The sequence below is a fragment of the Alistipes sp. ZOR0009 genome, from assembly GCF_000798815.1.
GTDB lineage: Bacteria > Bacteroidota > Bacteroidia > Bacteroidales > ZOR0009 > Acetobacteroides.
Genome location: NZ_JTLD01000011.1, coordinates 18998 through 34360, shown reverse-complemented (window position 1 = coordinate 34360; position 15363 = coordinate 18998). Strand labels below are relative to the sequence as shown.

Annotated in this window: 13 protein-coding genes; 4 read left to right on the top strand and 9 right to left on the bottom strand. The window is 45.4% G+C overall.

Translation table 11 applies throughout. The features are described from left to right. Positions 1-195: 195 nt before the first annotated feature. The gene (locus tag L990_RS03580) at positions 196-702 is read left to right on the top strand and encodes a DUF3124 domain-containing protein (protein WP_047445622.1); all 507 of its coding nucleotides are present in this window, start codon (positions 196-198) and stop codon (positions 700-702) included. A 190-nt stretch (positions 703-892) separates the two neighbouring features. On the opposite strand, the gene L990_RS03575 is transcribed toward L990_RS03580, so the two are convergent. The 8 genes from L990_RS03575 to L990_RS03540 form a co-directional block, all read right to left on the bottom strand. Further along, entirely contained in the window at positions 893-1324 is a 432-nt protein-coding gene (locus tag L990_RS03575; protein ID WP_047445620.1) for a hypothetical protein, read from the bottom strand. Positions 1325-1329: 5 nt separating this feature from the next. Continuing rightward, complete coding sequence (locus L990_RS03570) at positions 1330-2463, bottom strand: transglutaminase-like domain-containing protein (RefSeq protein WP_047445618.1); 1134 nt, start codon at positions 2461-2463, stop codon at positions 1330-1332. 49 nt (positions 2464-2512) lie between these two features. Next, positions 2513-3622 carry a DUF4932 domain-containing protein gene (locus L990_RS03565; RefSeq protein WP_047445615.1) on the bottom strand — a complete coding sequence of 370 codons (1110 nt, stop codon included), beginning with the start codon at positions 3620-3622 and terminating at the stop codon, positions 2513-2515. A gap of 221 nt (positions 3623-3843) precedes the next feature. Next, positions 3844-4389 (bottom strand): hypothetical protein, encoded by a 546-nt coding sequence (locus L990_RS03560; protein WP_047445613.1) that lies wholly within the window; start codon positions 4387-4389, stop codon positions 3844-3846. Positions 4390-4453: 64 nt separating this feature from the next. Then, complete coding sequence (locus L990_RS03555; RefSeq protein WP_047445611.1) at positions 4454-4807, bottom strand: low molecular weight protein tyrosine phosphatase family protein; 354 nt, start codon at positions 4805-4807, stop codon at positions 4454-4456. Positions 4808-4879: 72 nt separating this feature from the next. Next, positions 4880-5272, bottom strand: a complete 393-nt coding sequence (locus L990_RS03550) for a DUF2809 domain-containing protein (RefSeq protein ID WP_047445610.1) — start codon at positions 5270-5272, stop codon at positions 4880-4882. Positions 5273-5746: 474 nt separating this feature from the next. Further along, complete coding sequence (locus tag L990_RS03545; RefSeq protein WP_047445608.1) at positions 5747-6730, bottom strand: hypothetical protein; 984 nt, start codon at positions 6728-6730, stop codon at positions 5747-5749. A 1029-nt stretch (positions 6731-7759) separates the two neighbouring features. Next, positions 7760-9280: an arylsulfatase gene (locus L990_RS03540; protein ID WP_047445606.1), complete on the bottom strand. Its 1521-nt coding sequence runs from the start codon at positions 9278-9280 to the stop codon at positions 7760-7762. A 296-nt stretch (positions 9281-9576) separates the two neighbouring features. Here L990_RS03540 and L990_RS03535 point away from each other — a divergent pair, with 296 nt between their 5' ends. The 3 genes from L990_RS03535 to L990_RS03525 all read left to right on the top strand — a co-directional run bounded on the left by L990_RS03535 (position 9577) and on the right by L990_RS03525 (position 14194). Next, positions 9577-11835 carry a family 20 glycosylhydrolase gene (locus L990_RS03535; protein ID WP_197057229.1) on the top strand — a complete coding sequence of 753 codons (2259 nt, stop codon included), beginning with the start codon at positions 9577-9579 and terminating at the stop codon, positions 11833-11835. Positions 11836-12090: 255 nt separating this feature from the next. Then, entirely contained in the window at positions 12091-12753 is a 663-nt protein-coding gene (locus L990_RS03530; protein WP_047445664.1) for a GDSL-type esterase/lipase family protein, read from the top strand. Between the two features lie 46 nt (positions 12754-12799). Next, a complete protein-coding gene (locus L990_RS03525; RefSeq protein WP_047445604.1) occupies positions 12800-14194 on the top strand; it encodes an arylsulfatase in 1395 nt (464 codons plus the stop codon). A 24-nt stretch (positions 14195-14218) separates the two neighbouring features. On the opposite strand, the gene L990_RS03520 is transcribed toward L990_RS03525, so the two are convergent. Next, positions 14219-15064 carry a S1 RNA-binding domain-containing protein gene (locus tag L990_RS03520; protein ID WP_047445603.1) on the bottom strand — a complete coding sequence of 282 codons (846 nt, stop codon included), beginning with the start codon at positions 15062-15064 and terminating at the stop codon, positions 14219-14221. Positions 15065-15363 lie beyond the last annotated feature (299 nt).

Genomic DNA, 15363 nt, shown 5'->3' with positions numbered 1-15363 from the left:
GGGTATTATAGCAACGAAGGTAGAAAAAAGAGGCGTTGATCGGGTAACGATGTTCGAAAATTTGAGATTAATCAAAAAAGGGGGGATGATAAGCCCGAATGGGGTGTGAATGTGTGGTTGGGGTGCGTATTTCTCCCCTAAAACTGCTATATTGCGGATGGACGTATCAAAATTTAGCATTAAAATCTATTTGGTATGAAGCTAACAAGCCTATTTCTCCTTGCAATTCCTCTGTTCATATCCTGCCATAGCCCTAAACAGGGACCAAGTACCGATAAGCTCGATACAAACGGTAGGGTTGTAGACATATCGAAGTACGATAGCCTTACTTACGGTAGCACTTACCTGCCTGTCTACTCGGAGGTGTACGAACGAACCCAAAACGATTCGTATGCGCTAACTTCTACGGTAAGCATTCATAACATAAGTAGTACAGACACCTGCTTTATAGTCAAAGCCGACTACTTTACTACCGCAGGTAAGCTGGTAAAACGCTATCTATCCAAGCCCATTAAGGTTGCTCCGCTCGAAACGTTGGAGATTATTATTGCCAAGAACGACAACGGTGGAGGAAGTGGGGGCAACTTTGTATTTGATTGGGCAACTACTAGGCGTGGTTTCGAGCCGCTTTTTGAGGCGCTGATGATTTCCACCACAGGTCAGCAGGGGATATCGTTTATTGTGCGTGGGGTGAAGCGCTAACCATTCAAAAATACCTGTCTATGGCTCCATACGGTGCCCTGTTGTTGGCCTACGATGCTATAAGAACTGCTGAAGGTGGTAGATGTAGGCTCATTTTATAGGCATTGGAAGGGAGCTAAACAAAAAGCACATCGAAGGTGGATCGATGTGCTTTTTGTTTGTTCGGATAGGAGTGAAGCTGCCTCGCTCTTTAAAATTCTACGTTAACATGCTTGCTGTTTAATATTTTAATCAGCTCGTTGGCTTCGTACTCATTAAAGTTGCCAAGTAGAACTTTCCTTTTTGAAGGGGCAATTTTGAACGTTACCCTATATTTCCTTTGAAAGTTGATGTATTTTACCTTCACGCTAACAATATCTTGGTAGCTGATGCTGTTATTTCGTAGATAATTCATAGCCTGTCTTCCCCAGAAGATGGAGCTTATGATGAGTAACGCTCCAATGACGAGATCTACGTCCACCTCTTGGAAGTTGGATTTGTACATCTTTGCTAATCCCCAAATAAACCAGATAACAGCGAGTAGGATATTCACTATTTGCGTACGCTTAGGTATGCTTATCTCTACAGTCGACTCGGTAAGGCTGAGCGATCCGTATTGGATGCTGTAGGTTTGTTCTTCCATAATGCTTACTTTGGATTAGCCCAAAACAGGTTGGGGTTGTTTGTCTTATAGTTTAGGAACTTTACGCCTGTATTGATGTTGGTCTCCTCTGTCTTTTGAGGCTCCTGCTTTACGGCATCGAGCGGAAGTAGCTCTACATACTGGATTGTCTTTCCCGATTCTCTGGTTTCGGTATTATATTCGCTGCTTAAAGGGGTCTCAAAGCGGTATAAATTTTTGGCCATATAGTTTTCGAGATACTCCTCTTTTACCTGCTGCTGCTCATTATTCCAGTTGGCGCTTGGATTCAGAATCAGAGGGAGTCCCTTTATAAGTCTTTCTCTTACCTCCTGAATGCTTAGCAGCACTCCTTTTTCATCCATCACGTAGGCATCAAAGGTGGGGTCTATCCAAAGCCACTTTTTAAGGTCGTCGCTGTAAACCATATTGATAACATGGCAGTCGTCAAACTCTAGCTCCTTGGGCATGCAGGTGATAAACCTCGATTTTATGCCCATAGCAAGGTAGCATTCGTTCAGCATGGTTGCCATCATTCTGCAGTTGATTCCTCTTTTCTCGGCCTTGCATACGTTTAGCAGGTCGATGGCGTTTTTGATCTTGGGATTTGTGCTATTGCCATCGTGCCTAACGGTGGTATGCACCCAGTGTAGAAGGTTTAGGATCTTTAGCGTTTGGCTACCTGTACCAGCTATCGAATCGAGCTTTAGCTCCGTTCTGATTCTGACTAGGTTGGGGTTGTTGGCCGCTTGGTAGGTAAAGTCGGGGATGTATCTGCTATCCGAAGGGTTATACTTGGCAGCCTTCTTTAGCACATCGAGCTTCGATGGCTGATATTTAATCTGTGTTCGGGCAGAATCTTTTCCATTTACCACAATAGTAAAGTTGCATACACCTGTTTGGGGCTTTACCTTAAACGAAATAGAGTCTACGTCGGTATAAAAGGTTACCTTTTTGGCCGATGTGCCGTAGATGTCGAGCTTTTGCGTTGGGACGATGTTCCATTTAATCCGAGTTGCCTTACCTTCTTCTTTAATATAGGCAATATTGGAGTTTGACCTGATTACAGGTTGCTTATCTTGGGCATTTGCTGCAGATATCAGCAGGATAGCCCCGATAGCCATCAAAAATCTTGCTTTCATTTCCTCTGTTTTAATGATATATGTTTAGTTGTCGTAAAAAAATCAGCTTTTAACGCTTTAGCTCGTACATTTTAGGGCTCTGCTTGGCGTACTTATCGTAAAACTGCGCTACTTTGGGCATAAAACTCTCCAAGGTGGGGTATTTATCCCTTCGATGCTCGTACTCCGATAGCAGGTTGGTTAGCCCCTGCATCCAGTAAAAGCCGTTACCAACCTCGTCTATAAGCTGAGACCTGGCATTGCTGTAGGTATCGTATTTAATGAGGTAGCGGATTACCGATGCCCTCACCAACGACTCGTACATCATCGTTTGCCAGCTGCCATAGGCTATTCTCTTCATCTTCCTTTCAACGGGTTCGAACATTATTTTCCCCGAACTCTCGAGCTGCTGCTTATTCTTGTCTATAATAGGGTTTACATACGAGTGGTTAAACTCGTGAACCAGGATAGGGAAGTAGCTTTGCTTTCGGTATACCGGATTGCCCGTGCTATCAACCGACCAAGTTCCCATAACCGCGTAGGCATCCTCCCTACCATCGGGAAACACGATCTTGCCTCCGTAGTTACCGCCTCCGTTGCCCATGCATATCAGTACGTTGAACGTTCCGTTGGGCGTAGTGCCGTAATACTGGTTATACCAATCGATATTTAGCGATTTATAAATGGGCAAAAAGCGCTCCTCTGCAAGGGTATATAGCGCCGCATGGGCGGTGTAGAACTCCTCAAAGTGGCTAACGGTGTAGAAATCGCGTAGCAGCTCAATAAACTTCATGGCATTTTCCTTCCCCCAACGTTGCTCGGGTACCGCATCGTCAAAGTTAACCTGCGGAATGAAGAGCGGCGGCTGCCCAATGTGAAATGCCATCTTCATAACTGCGTCGTAGCTCACCCCATTCTCCTCGCGCAGCTTGGTTGCAAACGCAATTAGCGGGTGGTTTTTAAGCGTATCAAAATGGTTGTGGATATCACGAATGTAATTTTTGAAGTATTCGCCGCTATACTCCTCATTGCCGGCTAGCCTAAATACGATACTCATCAGCTCCACCCGTCTATCTACCTTAGGTTTGGGAAAAACGTTTAGGGTGTCTTGTTTGGTGGACTGCTGTCCTGCTGCTGCTATTGATAGTAGCAGGAATGCCATTAGGATCATTTTCTTCATAGCTATATATATTATTTAATGTTTATCTGATGGATGCGGTAAAATTAGTTTTTTTCAAAAACGCGCCAATATTCTCCGATATGTTTACCTATAAGAGACGTATGTTTATAAGTAATATTACATTCACCTTATAATAATTTATGTAGAGGCATACGCAGGCTGTTTTTACGGCTAGCTGGTTGTTTAATAGGTCGCTACCTGAAATTTTCCAACTAATTTGTTTAGACTTGTAGTGCTTGTTTTCCTTTTATCTGCTCACAAATACGCCTTGCGTTGCTCTCTTTTCGGTATAGGGTGTGCCCTTCGTGCTTTATTAGTATATGTTCTAAGCCCAGCTCTTCGAACCACTCCTCCGAAGGCCTATACTCGTCTGCTTCGCCATAGGTAAGATAAATTTTAGCCTCGGGCTTGGAGGTTTCGTAGCGTAGTCGGGTGGAGGATACCAGGTAGACACTGCCCACGGTTAGCCCCAATAGCATGGCCTTCCATGCTATTGTACCTCCAACGCTAAAGGCCAGAATATCAACGGGACCCTTTTCCTGCTCTAGTAGCCTTGCTGCGGCTGCTTCGATGCCCCCTGCAACCATTTTGCCATGTATTTCCTCCTCCTGTAGGTTGGTACAATCGAATCCGGCTAGCATACAGCTGTCATAGAAGGCTACATCGTACGTTGGCTTCAAGCTTTGGAGGTAGTACTCTACCCATTCGGTGCCTCTTGTACCCCATAGATCGGAAATTATGGCTAACCTAGGCTTGTTGGTGGACATATCGCTAACGGTATTGAATGGTTTCTTAACTTACTGGATATTTATGTCCCTAGGAGGGCTAATTCTATGGCTTAAGGCTATCGAATGCTTCGTTAACCTTATCTGTGAGCATTTCTACCAGATCTTTATCCATAAATTCGTAGTCATCCGGAATGTCAAGCACCTTAATTCTGGGAATATCCATATAGCTGTACACCTCCCTGATTTTTGCTCGGTGATCCGACTCCATAACGAGGATAAGATCGGCCCAGTTTAGATCATTTTCTGATATTTTCCTTTCGCTCTTGGGGCTAAGCCCTGCCGAGCTAATGCTAAATCGGCTATCGTTCTTAAAAATGTGCTCCGCAGTTCTGCTCCTTTTTTTATTTTTTCCGCATACTACCAGAATATTAGGTCTGTTAACCCTGCTATACGCCATTTGTTTCCTATATTTTAGTCCATAAAGATATTGTAGTTTGCTATTCGCCCCGATAGGTACCAACGTTTGGGCTTACTGCTGCCTACAGCCTAAGCAAAGGTACCTTTCTAGCAAAAATCCGGCGCCAATGCCTACCGTATAGCATAGCATGTCGCTCCACAGGAATCCAAAGCCCAGCACCAGTCCGCCAAGGGTGGTATGCCTTATGGCATCTATCCAAGGGGCATGGTAGAGCTGGCTTAGCTCTATGCCGTACGAAAAAAGGAGCGCCACAACTGCCACCCAGCGGCTATCTTTGTGCCGAAAGGCAAATCCAACCATCCAGAAAACCATTAAGGCCCATAGCGCATCGCCTAGGTAGAGGTTAACCCATTGGGGAAGTAGCCCCGAAAAATGCCTCGATGCCAATCCTGCCGCTACCGTTAAGGCAATATATAGCGTATATCGTACTCTATTCCTTTTCATTGTTCTTCTTATTTTCTTGACCTACACCTCAGAGCATCTGCTTGCAGGCTGGTTTGCCTCGATTTACTTGCAGCGCTTGTGGATTCCTAACATGGTGGCATATATAACCTCTAAGGTGGCTTGGCTGCCGCTAGGTGGGTGTATAACCGCTGTTTTTGAAGGCATGGCTAATATATAGCTAATTCTCGATTGTCCAACGGGCATTGGAATAGGTAGGCTGGCATACCCAATAGGGACTTGGCGGTTAAGGTTACCGGAAAGTACCATCAGCTATAGCTAGCAACATGGCCCAACTGACGGCAATTGGTCTCGAATGCGGGGATTTTGCCTCGGAATGGTTGCTTAATGAGGTATATGCTGTAAGGTTTAGAGTAGGACAGAGGGTTATCCGTATTGTACCTCAAAAATAAACCCCACAGCTAGGCATAGCGCACAGCTGTGGGGAAGGGTATTAAGAGGATGTATTGATTAAGCCTACCGGGTGTTGAATTTTGAGATAGGAATTTTCTTGAGCTGCACCTCAAGCATGGCCACGTTGGCGTTGTTCACAAAAATGTGAGTAACACAGGTCTCGTATCCATACATACGGATTATTACGGTATACTCTCCTGCCTCCATATCGCGCCCTTGGCATATACCGCAGCTGCCTGTTGTTCGGGTAAGCGTGCAGGGGCCTAGCTCATCAATCTTACTCCTGTCTGCCTCTATCATATTAAAGATTTTCTGCTTAGGGTCTTTGTATAACTCTATGGTGGCGTTAACTAACGGAATCTTAACCTCGTCAGTAACCTTGCAGAATAAGGAAACAATACCTTTGAACTTAGGATTTGGGATAATGAGTAGGGCCATTATTGGCTTTACCTTATCGGGATAGTCAACCTCAAAGGCCTTAACGTGCATCATCAGCTCGCGGGTTCGCTCCTTTAGGCTCTCAATAAAGGTATCTATCTTAAGCTGGGCAGATTCATACTTTACAATATGCTCCTGCTGCTGTTTTATATAATCGTTAAAGGTGGCAAACTCCGACTTGTAGCTGCTAATTTTGTCGTCAGTTACTTTGTAAAGCACCAGCTGCTCCTTATTCTTATCAAGGCAGCCTATGATGCTATTAATATAGGATATAAACACCTCGTTTGGCTTGTAAACCCACTCGGTTTTGGGAAGATTGGCTAGCCTTATGATTTCCTGATTATTCGTTTCTGAACCATGTGATCTTAGCTTGTCCTTAACCCACGTGGTTGTTTCAATTACTACACCCTTTGACTTCTGTATTTGATCAACGTATGGATTACGTCCCATATTGATTATACTAATACATTCGAAAGATTGATTCTGCAAATCGGCAACCACACTTATAATTCTATTAATAGGGGGAAATTGAAGTAGCTGTTCAAATTGCCTAATCATTTCTACGGCTTGGGTAGAATTAGTTAAAAATAAAAAGTAGTTCTGGTTCATAATCTAATTGATTAATCGTTAATCCAAATTTATAAAAAATCAAATAAACATGTCAATAGGTAAAATTGAAAAAAAATGAAGTTTGAATAGGTTGGTTTTATAAAAAATGCATTATAATGCGTATATTGCATTTTTAGATGTATAAAAAAAGTTGATAATTTTATAAAAAAATGTCTTTTCATTTTATTTGATGTATATATATAAGCCCTAATTCGTATATGTATATATTAAAATTGGTATACAACTAGCTCAAATGAATGTATACATCATGTGTTAAACGCATAGAACTGATTGAAAGCTGACTATGTTTTATTGCTGTAGCTTCAGCTGCACCAGCTATTAGTACTGGTTGGAGCATTAATGGCAGCCTCATAATCCATATTTACCGACACCTGCTATAAAGTAAATAGGGATTGCCCTATTTGATATTTTGAATGGATGGAATGACCATTACATTCAATTGCGATGGAGCAACATTGCCTGCTATTGCTCTCTAGTTGCGGTATGGCATTGCCTAAACTGGTAGCCTTTGCCTTTATGTTGGGTTACGAAGGCGCTCGATTTATTTTAATCGCTATTTATATGCAGCCAAATAGCATTAGGTATTGGTTGTATAGGCTCCGATATATATTATTTATAACGTACAATTGATTTTTATGGAGCCATATTATATTGTTTATGGTAGCTGGTCGAATATAAATGGGTGTAGGTTTTAATTGTTTGGCTCATAAAGTTGGAATAAAATAGGTATATTATATGATCCTATTGCAGGTATAATCGTATGGTAATGCTTTAATATATCGGTTTAATAGCTTGTCATATTTTATTTGATGGCTACTTAAATGGTAGAATGGAGCATTTCCTTTAAGCTAGTGGTGGGGTTGCGTTGCTATTGGTTGCTATTTGTTGGTGCAGGTGGCCGATTTTAAAAGGAGCAGCGTTGGTTCGATACCCCGAAATAGCCTTTTAGGAGCTCTTTCTTTGGGATCAAACCAACGCTGCTATATGTTGCCATTAAATTGCGGTTATCTACCTTTTTTTAGGGTAGTTTGGCGAGTATAGCATGGCCTTTGGACGAATAACCAGCTCGTTATTCTTTACAAACTCTTCGCCTCGCTCCCTAAGGTGCTCCACCATACGCCCGCGCCACAGCTTTAGCTCCTTAGCGCTCTGGGGTTGCAGGCTTAGGTCGTGCCGCTCGTAGGGATCTTGCCTTAGATCGAACAGCTGCTGGCTGCCATCGAAAAACCAGATGTACTTCATCTTGCCATCGGTAAGGGCGCACCAGTAGTTATGGGCAAAGTAGGTGGTGGTATGCTCCATATCGATGTAGCTGCGCCACGTAGTTTTCCTGTTCTTTACCAGCGCTAGCATCGACTGCCCATCCATATTGCTGGGTTGCCCTATGCCTGCCGCCTCAAGGAAGGTTGGTAGCACGTCGCGGAGCTCTACGGGATTGTCTAAGGTGGTACCTCTCTTGATAGCGGTCTTCATACCCTTGGGCAGCTTCATAAACATTGGGATATGCGCCGACCCTTCGTAGGCGTATGTCTTTCGCCATAGGTAGTGATCGCCCAGCATATCGCCATGATCGGAGGTGAATAGGATAAGCGTGTTGTCGTAAATGCCCTTTTCCTTTAGGGCTTGTATGATATGGCCCACCTGCTCGTCGATAAATGTTACCGAGGCGTAGTAGTGGCGGCGCGACTTTACGGCATGCTCTGCCCCAAAGTCGCCCCAAGCGGCATCTGGTGCGCTGTTTTCCTTCTTAAAATCGGCATCCCAGTCGCCTACTGCGGGTTCTTGGATCTTTGTACTGGCGTACATGTCAAGAAATCGTTGAGGCGGATCGTACGGACTATGCGGACGGGCAAAGGATATCTTGATAAATAGCGGATGGTTGCTGTCGGAGCTCCTAATTTCGTCGATGGCGGTTTGGGCAGTCCATACGGTTGGGTGTAGCCTTTCGGGCAATACGTAGGCCTTGGCGGCATGATCGTTCCACCCAATACCCGTAGAATCGGGGTTTATGCCTGGTGCTTGCTGGGCAAACCACTTTCTGTAGTCGCTAGTAAAGCCTTTATCCTCTACGCGTCCCGACTCATCGAGCAGGGTTTTATGAAAACCGTGCAGGTTTCGTTGAGGAAACCAGTGCATTTTGCCTACTCCAACGGTATAGTAGCCCGCTTGGCTTAGCATTCGCGGCATCTCGTTGGGATATTGCTCGGCTACCTGTCCATAACCAAGCATTCCGTGCTGCCAAGGCGACTGTCCGGTAAGAAGTCCTGCACGGGCGGGGGTAGAGCTGGGCGCCGAGGTGTAGGCATTGCGGAAAATGACGCCATCTTGGGCCATCTTATCCAGATTTGGGGTTTCTACGGCGCTATTAACGTAGCCAACGGCGTCGAATCGCTGCTGATCGGTCATCAGTAGCACAATATTGGGGCGCTTTGCCTCCTTATGCACCTGCTTTTGGGCGGCAGCGGGCAATGTTGCCGCTCCAAGGCCTACCAGCAGTAGCGCATTTTTCTTTGGGTTACAGGTCTTCATTGGTGTTTAGATATGTTGCGCACAAATTTAGACCGATTTGTATAGCCAAGTGCAACCTGCTTCTACAACACCTCTAATTTATACTGGTAGATTTTGCCCTTTCTTCGAACATTGCCCAAAAAGTTTGGCAATTTGTATGACATATGTGGTAGAACTTTTGGAATAACCCCCTATATTAGCTCCATTCATCGCCGTTTATACTTATTTTGCGCGATGATTGCACTGGAAGTCCTGTGGAGCTTCGTGCTGCTAGCAAAAATACTCTAACACCAAACATAAATTTAATTTACCACAGTATGATTATGGCAAAATCTGGCAGGCTTATGGCCGCCATGCTGATGCTTACCGTTGCTGGAGGGGCTAACGCCCAAATTTCTGGCCGGGTTAACATCATCCCCAAACCAGCTCTGGTTGTCGAGAGGGGGGGAATCCTTCGTTTATCCAGCAATGTGCTTGTTTATAGCGATAAGTCGTTTACCGATGCGGCAAGCTTGTTTGCCAACCAGGCAAACCTATCGGTAAGCACCGATAAAAAGGGAAAGGCTAAGGCGCAGGTGCTTTTTATAGAGGCAACAGCGCGCGAAATTGCCGATAGTGCCGGCTACAAGCTGGTGGTAACGCCGCAGCTGGCCGTAGTATATGCCCGCACTAAGGTTGGTGCGCTATACGGGGCTAGCACTCTTACCCAGCTTTCGCTTACACAGAAGGATATGAGCGCTATTCCATGCGTAGAGATTACCGATCATCCCCGTTTTGGCTATAGGGGCATGCATTTCGATGTGTCTCGCCACTTTTTCCCGGTTAGCTTCATTAAGCGCTTTATCGACTTAATGGCGCTATACAAGATGAACACCTTCCACTGGCACCTAACCGATGGTGCAGGCTGGAGGTTGGAGATCAAGAAGTACCCCGAGCTTACCTCTAAGGCTGCATGGCGTCCGTTGGGGGCTTGGACTAAATGGTGGCCCTCTAAGCGTCGATATTCCGAAGAGGGCAATGCCAACGCCTACGGCGGATACTACACGCAGAATGATGCCCGTGAGGTGGTGGACTACGCCGCTAAGCGTGGAATTACCGTCATTCCGGAGATCGAGATGCCCGGACACTCGGAGGAGGTGCTAGCTACCTACCCAAACCTCTCGTGTACCGGAAAACCGTACGAGAGTAGCGAGTTTTGTATCGGTAATGACTCAACGTTTACCTTCCTTCAGGATGTCCTTACCGAGGTAATGGCCATCTTCCCATCTAAATACATTCATGTTGGGGGCGATGAGGCCAATAAGGAGCACTGGAAGAAGTGCCCTAAGTGCCAAAACCGGATAAAGGAGAATGGCTTGAAGGACGAGCTCGAGCTGCAAAGCTACCTTATTCGTAGGATGGAGACCTTTTTGAAGTCTAAAGGACGCAGATTGCTGGGATGGGACGAGATTCTTGAGGGAGGTTTGGCTCCCGAGGCTACCGTTATGTCGTGGCGCGGCGAGCAGGGCGGCATCGATGCGGCTAACATGGGCCACGATGTGATAATGACTCCTGGCGGCTACTGCTACTTCGACAGCTATCAGGCCGATCCGGCCACCCAACCGCTGGCAATTGGCGGTTTTCTCCCCATAAAGAAGGTTTACGCCTACGAGCCAATCCCATCAATGATAGATTCGGCCAAGGCAAAGCATGTACTTGGTGCCCAAGCGTGCCTATGGACCGAGTATATCCCCACAACCGAGCATCTTGAGCATATGGCTTTCCCGCGTATGCTGGCCCTTTCGGAGGTGGTATGGACACAACGAGCCAACCGCAGCTGGGACGACTTTAAGCAGAGGCTACAGGCGCACTACCTGCTGCTACAACGCCTAAATGTGAGCTACTGTCGCCCTTCCTATAAGCTCGATATTGTTCCAAAGTTCGACTACGAGGCTAAAAAGGTTTCGGTAACGCTGGTTAGCGAGCAGCTTAACCCAACCATTTACTATACAACCGATGGTAGCTTGCCTACAACGGCATCTAACCTTTACAAGGGAACCTTCGAGCTTTCTGGGTCGGCAAAGATATGCGCCGCAATTATCGAAAACGGCGAAATGGTTGCCAAACCCGACATGCTAGAGGTCGACTTCCACAAGGCAATTGGTAGGCCGGTGGTTTACAATAGCCCCTATAGCGCCAACAAGTATCCTGCCCAAAAGGAGGCAACGCTGGTAAATGGCTATAGAGGTTCGCTTTCTTACGGCGATGGTCAGTGGCAAGGATTCGAAGGTGGCGACATGGATGTCACCATTGACTTGGGCAACGCTACCGAGCTGAACCGTTTGGGCGCTTCGTTCATGCAGCAAATCGGGCCAGGCGTGTACATGCCCGACTCGGTGGTGGTTTCGCTCTCCGACGATGGAAAGAACTTTAGGGAGGTCAAGACCGTATTGAACGACATTTCGGCAACCGAAACGTCGCTTACCTTCAAAACCTTTCAGGTTGACCTAAAAGGGGAGACGGCTCGCTACGTACGCGTGTTTGCTAAGAACGGTAAGAGGGGATTCCTCTTTGCCGACGAGGTGGTTATCTACTAAATGTCTTAGATAGAGCAGGGCACCCCGTAGTTTACAGCTACGGGGTGCCTCTTTTTTATAGGGATACGTAGCAGCTGATATTTATGCCGCCATGTTTAGCGCATATGCCTCTATATTAGCGGTAAAAGATAAATGGCATACATAACACTGGTAGGATGTTGTAAAATATTAATTTATTTTGAACGGTATGGCTATATGTTTTTAGAGTATGCTAACTTGCTCCATTCTAAAACACCTAATTTAATACCCGTAACCATGAGAAATCGGTTAACCGTACTTCTACTTTTGCTTGTATTGGCAACCATGGCCAATGCTCAAGCACGCAAATTTTCTGCTTACTACTATCAACGTGCAACTTTATTCGAAAAGATGACTGACAAAAGCGGCGGAATAATCTTTATTGGCGACTCAATTACCGATGGAGGCGAGTGGTGCACGCTATTCGGCAATCCTAGCATTCTCAATTTTGGTATCAGTGGCGATATTTCGGAGGGGGTGCTGGCCCGCATCAATTCGGTAACCCAACACAAACCTAAAAAGCTTTTCTTGATGATCGGCATAAACGATTTGGCTACGGGCATCTCTCCCGATTCTATTTCGAAAAATATCGTTCGAATCATCGACAACGTGCAGCAAAATTCTCCAAAAACCAAAATATACGTGCAGAGTGTGCTACCTGTGAACCCCTCGTTTAGCATGTTTTCTGGCCATGTTAGTAAGGGTAAGGAGGTTATTATCCTTAATGGCTTAGTTAAATCGGTTTGCGAGGCTAAGAATTGCACCTTTATCGACCTATATTCATCGTTCAAGATGCCCGATTCGGAGCTGCTTAACCCCCAATATACCAACGATGGGCTACATCTGCTTGGTGATGGCTATATACTTTGGAGCAAGCTGGTTAGCTCGTACGTAAAGTAGCTTTAGTTTTGATAATTGTTGAAGAGATTACCAAAGAAGGAGCTAAATGGGGAATAAAGAGTTGATAGCTGCGGGGATTTTGCTGGGTGCTATGCCCGCAATGGCAGCTAAGGTGGATAAAAAGGCAAGTGGTAAAGGTGCTCGTCCCAATATAATATTCATTTTAGCCGACGATTTGGGCTACGGCGATCTTTCGTGCTACGGACAGCAGCGCTACACTACGCCAAATTTAGATCGGTTGGCCTCTAATGGCGTCCGGTTTACTAACCACTATACGGGAAGCAGCGTTAGCGCGCCTTCGCGTTGCGCCCTACTAACTGGAATGCACACGGGACATGCGGCAGTTCGTGGTAACGAGGAGGTCGATCCAGAAGGACAGCAGCCAATGCCTGCCACTACGGTTACCATTGCCAAACTTTTGCAGCAAGCTGGTTACAGAACGGGCATTACAGGGAAGTGGGGATTGGGCTATCCGGGCTCCGTATCTACGCCCAACAAGATGGGATTCGACTACTTCTTCGGATATAACTGCCAAAGGGAAGCTCATTTTGCCTTCCCCGAGCATTTATGGGAGAACGATAGGCGCGTTGAGTATCCTGAAAACCGGAATGCGGCCCATGAAACATGGTCGCAGGAGGAGATAATGAGCCATGCAAAGACCTTTATTCGGTCAAATTCAAGGAATCCATTCTTCCTTTACCTGAGTGTTACGGTTCCTCATGCCGAAATGGTGCTTCCAGAAAGGCATATTAAGGATTTTGTCGGCAAGTATCCCGAAAAACCGTTCCCTGGCAACCATTATGGGCGGCAGGACTACCCGCATGCGGCCTATGCGGCAATGGTAACTTGGCTTGACGGCCAGGTCGGTGAGCTTCAATCGCTGCTAAAGTCGCTTAATATAGACAGCAATACGGTTATAATGTTCGCCTCCGACAACGGACCTCATGCCGAAGGTGGTAACGATCCCTACTTTTTTAATAGCAATGGAGGCTACAGGGGCATAAAACGAGACCTTTACGAGGGAGGAATACGAACTCCGCTCATAGTTTCGTGGCCCAAAAAGGTAAAACCGGGGCAGGTGAGCCACCATGTCGGCGCTTTTTGGGATATTATGCCCACCATCTGCGATATAGCATCCGTTAAGGCACCCCAAAATATCGATGGAGTCTCCTTTTATCCAACTTTGATGGGTAAAAAGGTACAAGAGCACGAATATCTTTACTGGGAGTTTCATGAAATGGGAAAAAGGCAGGCCATTCGAATGGGAAAATGGAAGGCTGTAAGGCTAAATGTCGCCAATCCCGAAAAAACGAAAACCGAACTTTACGATTTAAGCGTAGATCCGTACGAGAAAAGTGACGTATCTGCAACAAATCCAGAAATAATGAAAAAGATGGAGCTGCTATTTACCACAGCACGAACCGGAAAGGCATTAAAATAAAGGAGGGCTGATTTCAGCCCTCCTTTATTTCTTTACTAGCGTAATACTATTGTCTCCTAACTGAACTTTTCCTTCTTTAAGCAGCATTCCTAACGAGCGTTTGAACACCTTTTTGCTTACGCCAAACTCCCTATAAATAATTGCGGCATCCGATTTATCGCCAAATGGAAGCGCTCCGTTATTTTCATTCAGGCGATTGATAATTGTTTGTCCAAGATCTTCAACTTCATTCTTTTCTGAAGAGCGAAGGGTTACATCAATCTTGCCATCTGGACGAATTTCCTTAATGTAGGCGTCCATTCTATCGCCAATTTCGATAGGTTTAAACACTTCATTCTTGTAAAGAAGTCCCCAGTAGGTTCCATCAACAACAACCTTATATCCAAGGGTGGTTGTTTCAGCAATAACGATCTCAATATCGTCTCCTTGCTTGTAGTCGCACTCTTGACCCGTAATTTGGTCCTTAATAAACTTGTTAAGCTTAGTCGAAGCAACTATTCTACCGCTTTTATCATCTATGTAGATCCAAACTACCGCTTTTTGTCCGATAGAAAGTCTAAATCGTTGTTCAGAGTTTGGCACCAGCAAGTCTTTGTCCAAGCCCCAATCTAGGAAACCTCCTGCGGCACCGTTGGCAACCACCTTTAAGGTTGCAATCTGATCTACGCAGGCATAGGGAAGTTGTGTGGTAGCTATTGGTCTACCTTCATTATCGTGGTATACAAATACTCGAATGTTGTCGCCTTCTTTTATCTCTTCGGGTAAAAACTTTGTAGGCATAAGAATCTCTTCTGTGCCGTCCGTCATGTATGCTCCAAATCCGAGCAACTTGGACACCCTCAATCGGTTAAATTGTCCAATTCTAATCATCGTTCTTGTAATTTTCCTCAAAGGTAATCATTTTGGTTGATAGTTAGGTGTTTTTGGCGTTGTTGGTTTATGCTTAATTCCTTCCGGTAGGTATGTAGGGCTTTGGTTTGCACAAAAAACTGGATATCTTGTTTTTGAAGCAGCCCATAAACGGGTGTTATGGCAACAGAATCAGGGGATAAAAGGGGTGGTGCAAGTAATTGCATTTTTGGATCGTTTGCTGAAGTGTTTGAAAACTAAAAAAATAGATTTTAAAGCCGTCGAATTTTGGCCGACTAAATCTAATACGGGTTAGAATC

Bases quoted from the DNA above. Each gene is read 5' to 3' on its own strand.
- L990_RS03580 (WP_047445622.1), top strand. From the start codon at position 196: ATGAAGCTAACAAGCCTATTTCTCCTTGCAATTCCTCTGTTCATATCC.
- L990_RS03575 (WP_047445620.1), bottom strand. From the start codon at position 1,324: ATGGAAGAACAAACCTACAGCATCCAATACGGATCGCTCAGCCTTACC.
- L990_RS03570 (WP_047445618.1), bottom strand. From the start codon at position 2,463: ATGAAAGCAAGATTTTTGATGGCTATCGGGGCTATCCTGCTGATATCT.
- L990_RS03565 (WP_047445615.1), bottom strand. From the start codon at position 3,622: ATGAAGAAAATGATCCTAATGGCATTCCTGCTACTATCAATAGCAGCA.
- L990_RS03560 (WP_047445613.1), bottom strand. From the start codon at position 4,389: ATGTCCACCAACAAGCCTAGGTTAGCCATAATTTCCGATCTATGGGGT.
- L990_RS03555 (WP_047445611.1), bottom strand. From the start codon at position 4,807: ATGGCGTATAGCAGGGTTAACAGACCTAATATTCTGGTAGTATGCGGA.
- L990_RS03550 (WP_047445610.1), bottom strand. From the start codon at position 5,272: ATGAAAAGGAATAGAGTACGATATACGCTATATATTGCCTTAACGGTA.
- L990_RS03545 (WP_047445608.1), bottom strand. From the start codon at position 6,730: ATGAACCAGAACTACTTTTTATTTTTAACTAATTCTACCCAAGCCGTA.
- L990_RS03540 (WP_047445606.1), bottom strand. From the start codon at position 9,280: ATGAAGACCTGTAACCCAAAGAAAAATGCGCTACTGCTGGTAGGCCTT.
- L990_RS03535 (WP_197057229.1), top strand. From the start codon at position 9,577: ATGATTATGGCAAAATCTGGCAGGCTTATGGCCGCCATGCTGATGCTT.
- L990_RS03530 (WP_047445664.1), top strand. From the start codon at position 12,091: ATGAGAAATCGGTTAACCGTACTTCTACTTTTGCTTGTATTGGCAACC.
- L990_RS03525 (WP_047445604.1), top strand. From the start codon at position 12,800: ATGGGGAATAAAGAGTTGATAGCTGCGGGGATTTTGCTGGGTGCTATG.
- L990_RS03520 (WP_047445603.1), bottom strand. From the start codon at position 15,064: ATGATTAGAATTGGACAATTTAACCGATTGAGGGTGTCCAAGTTGCTC.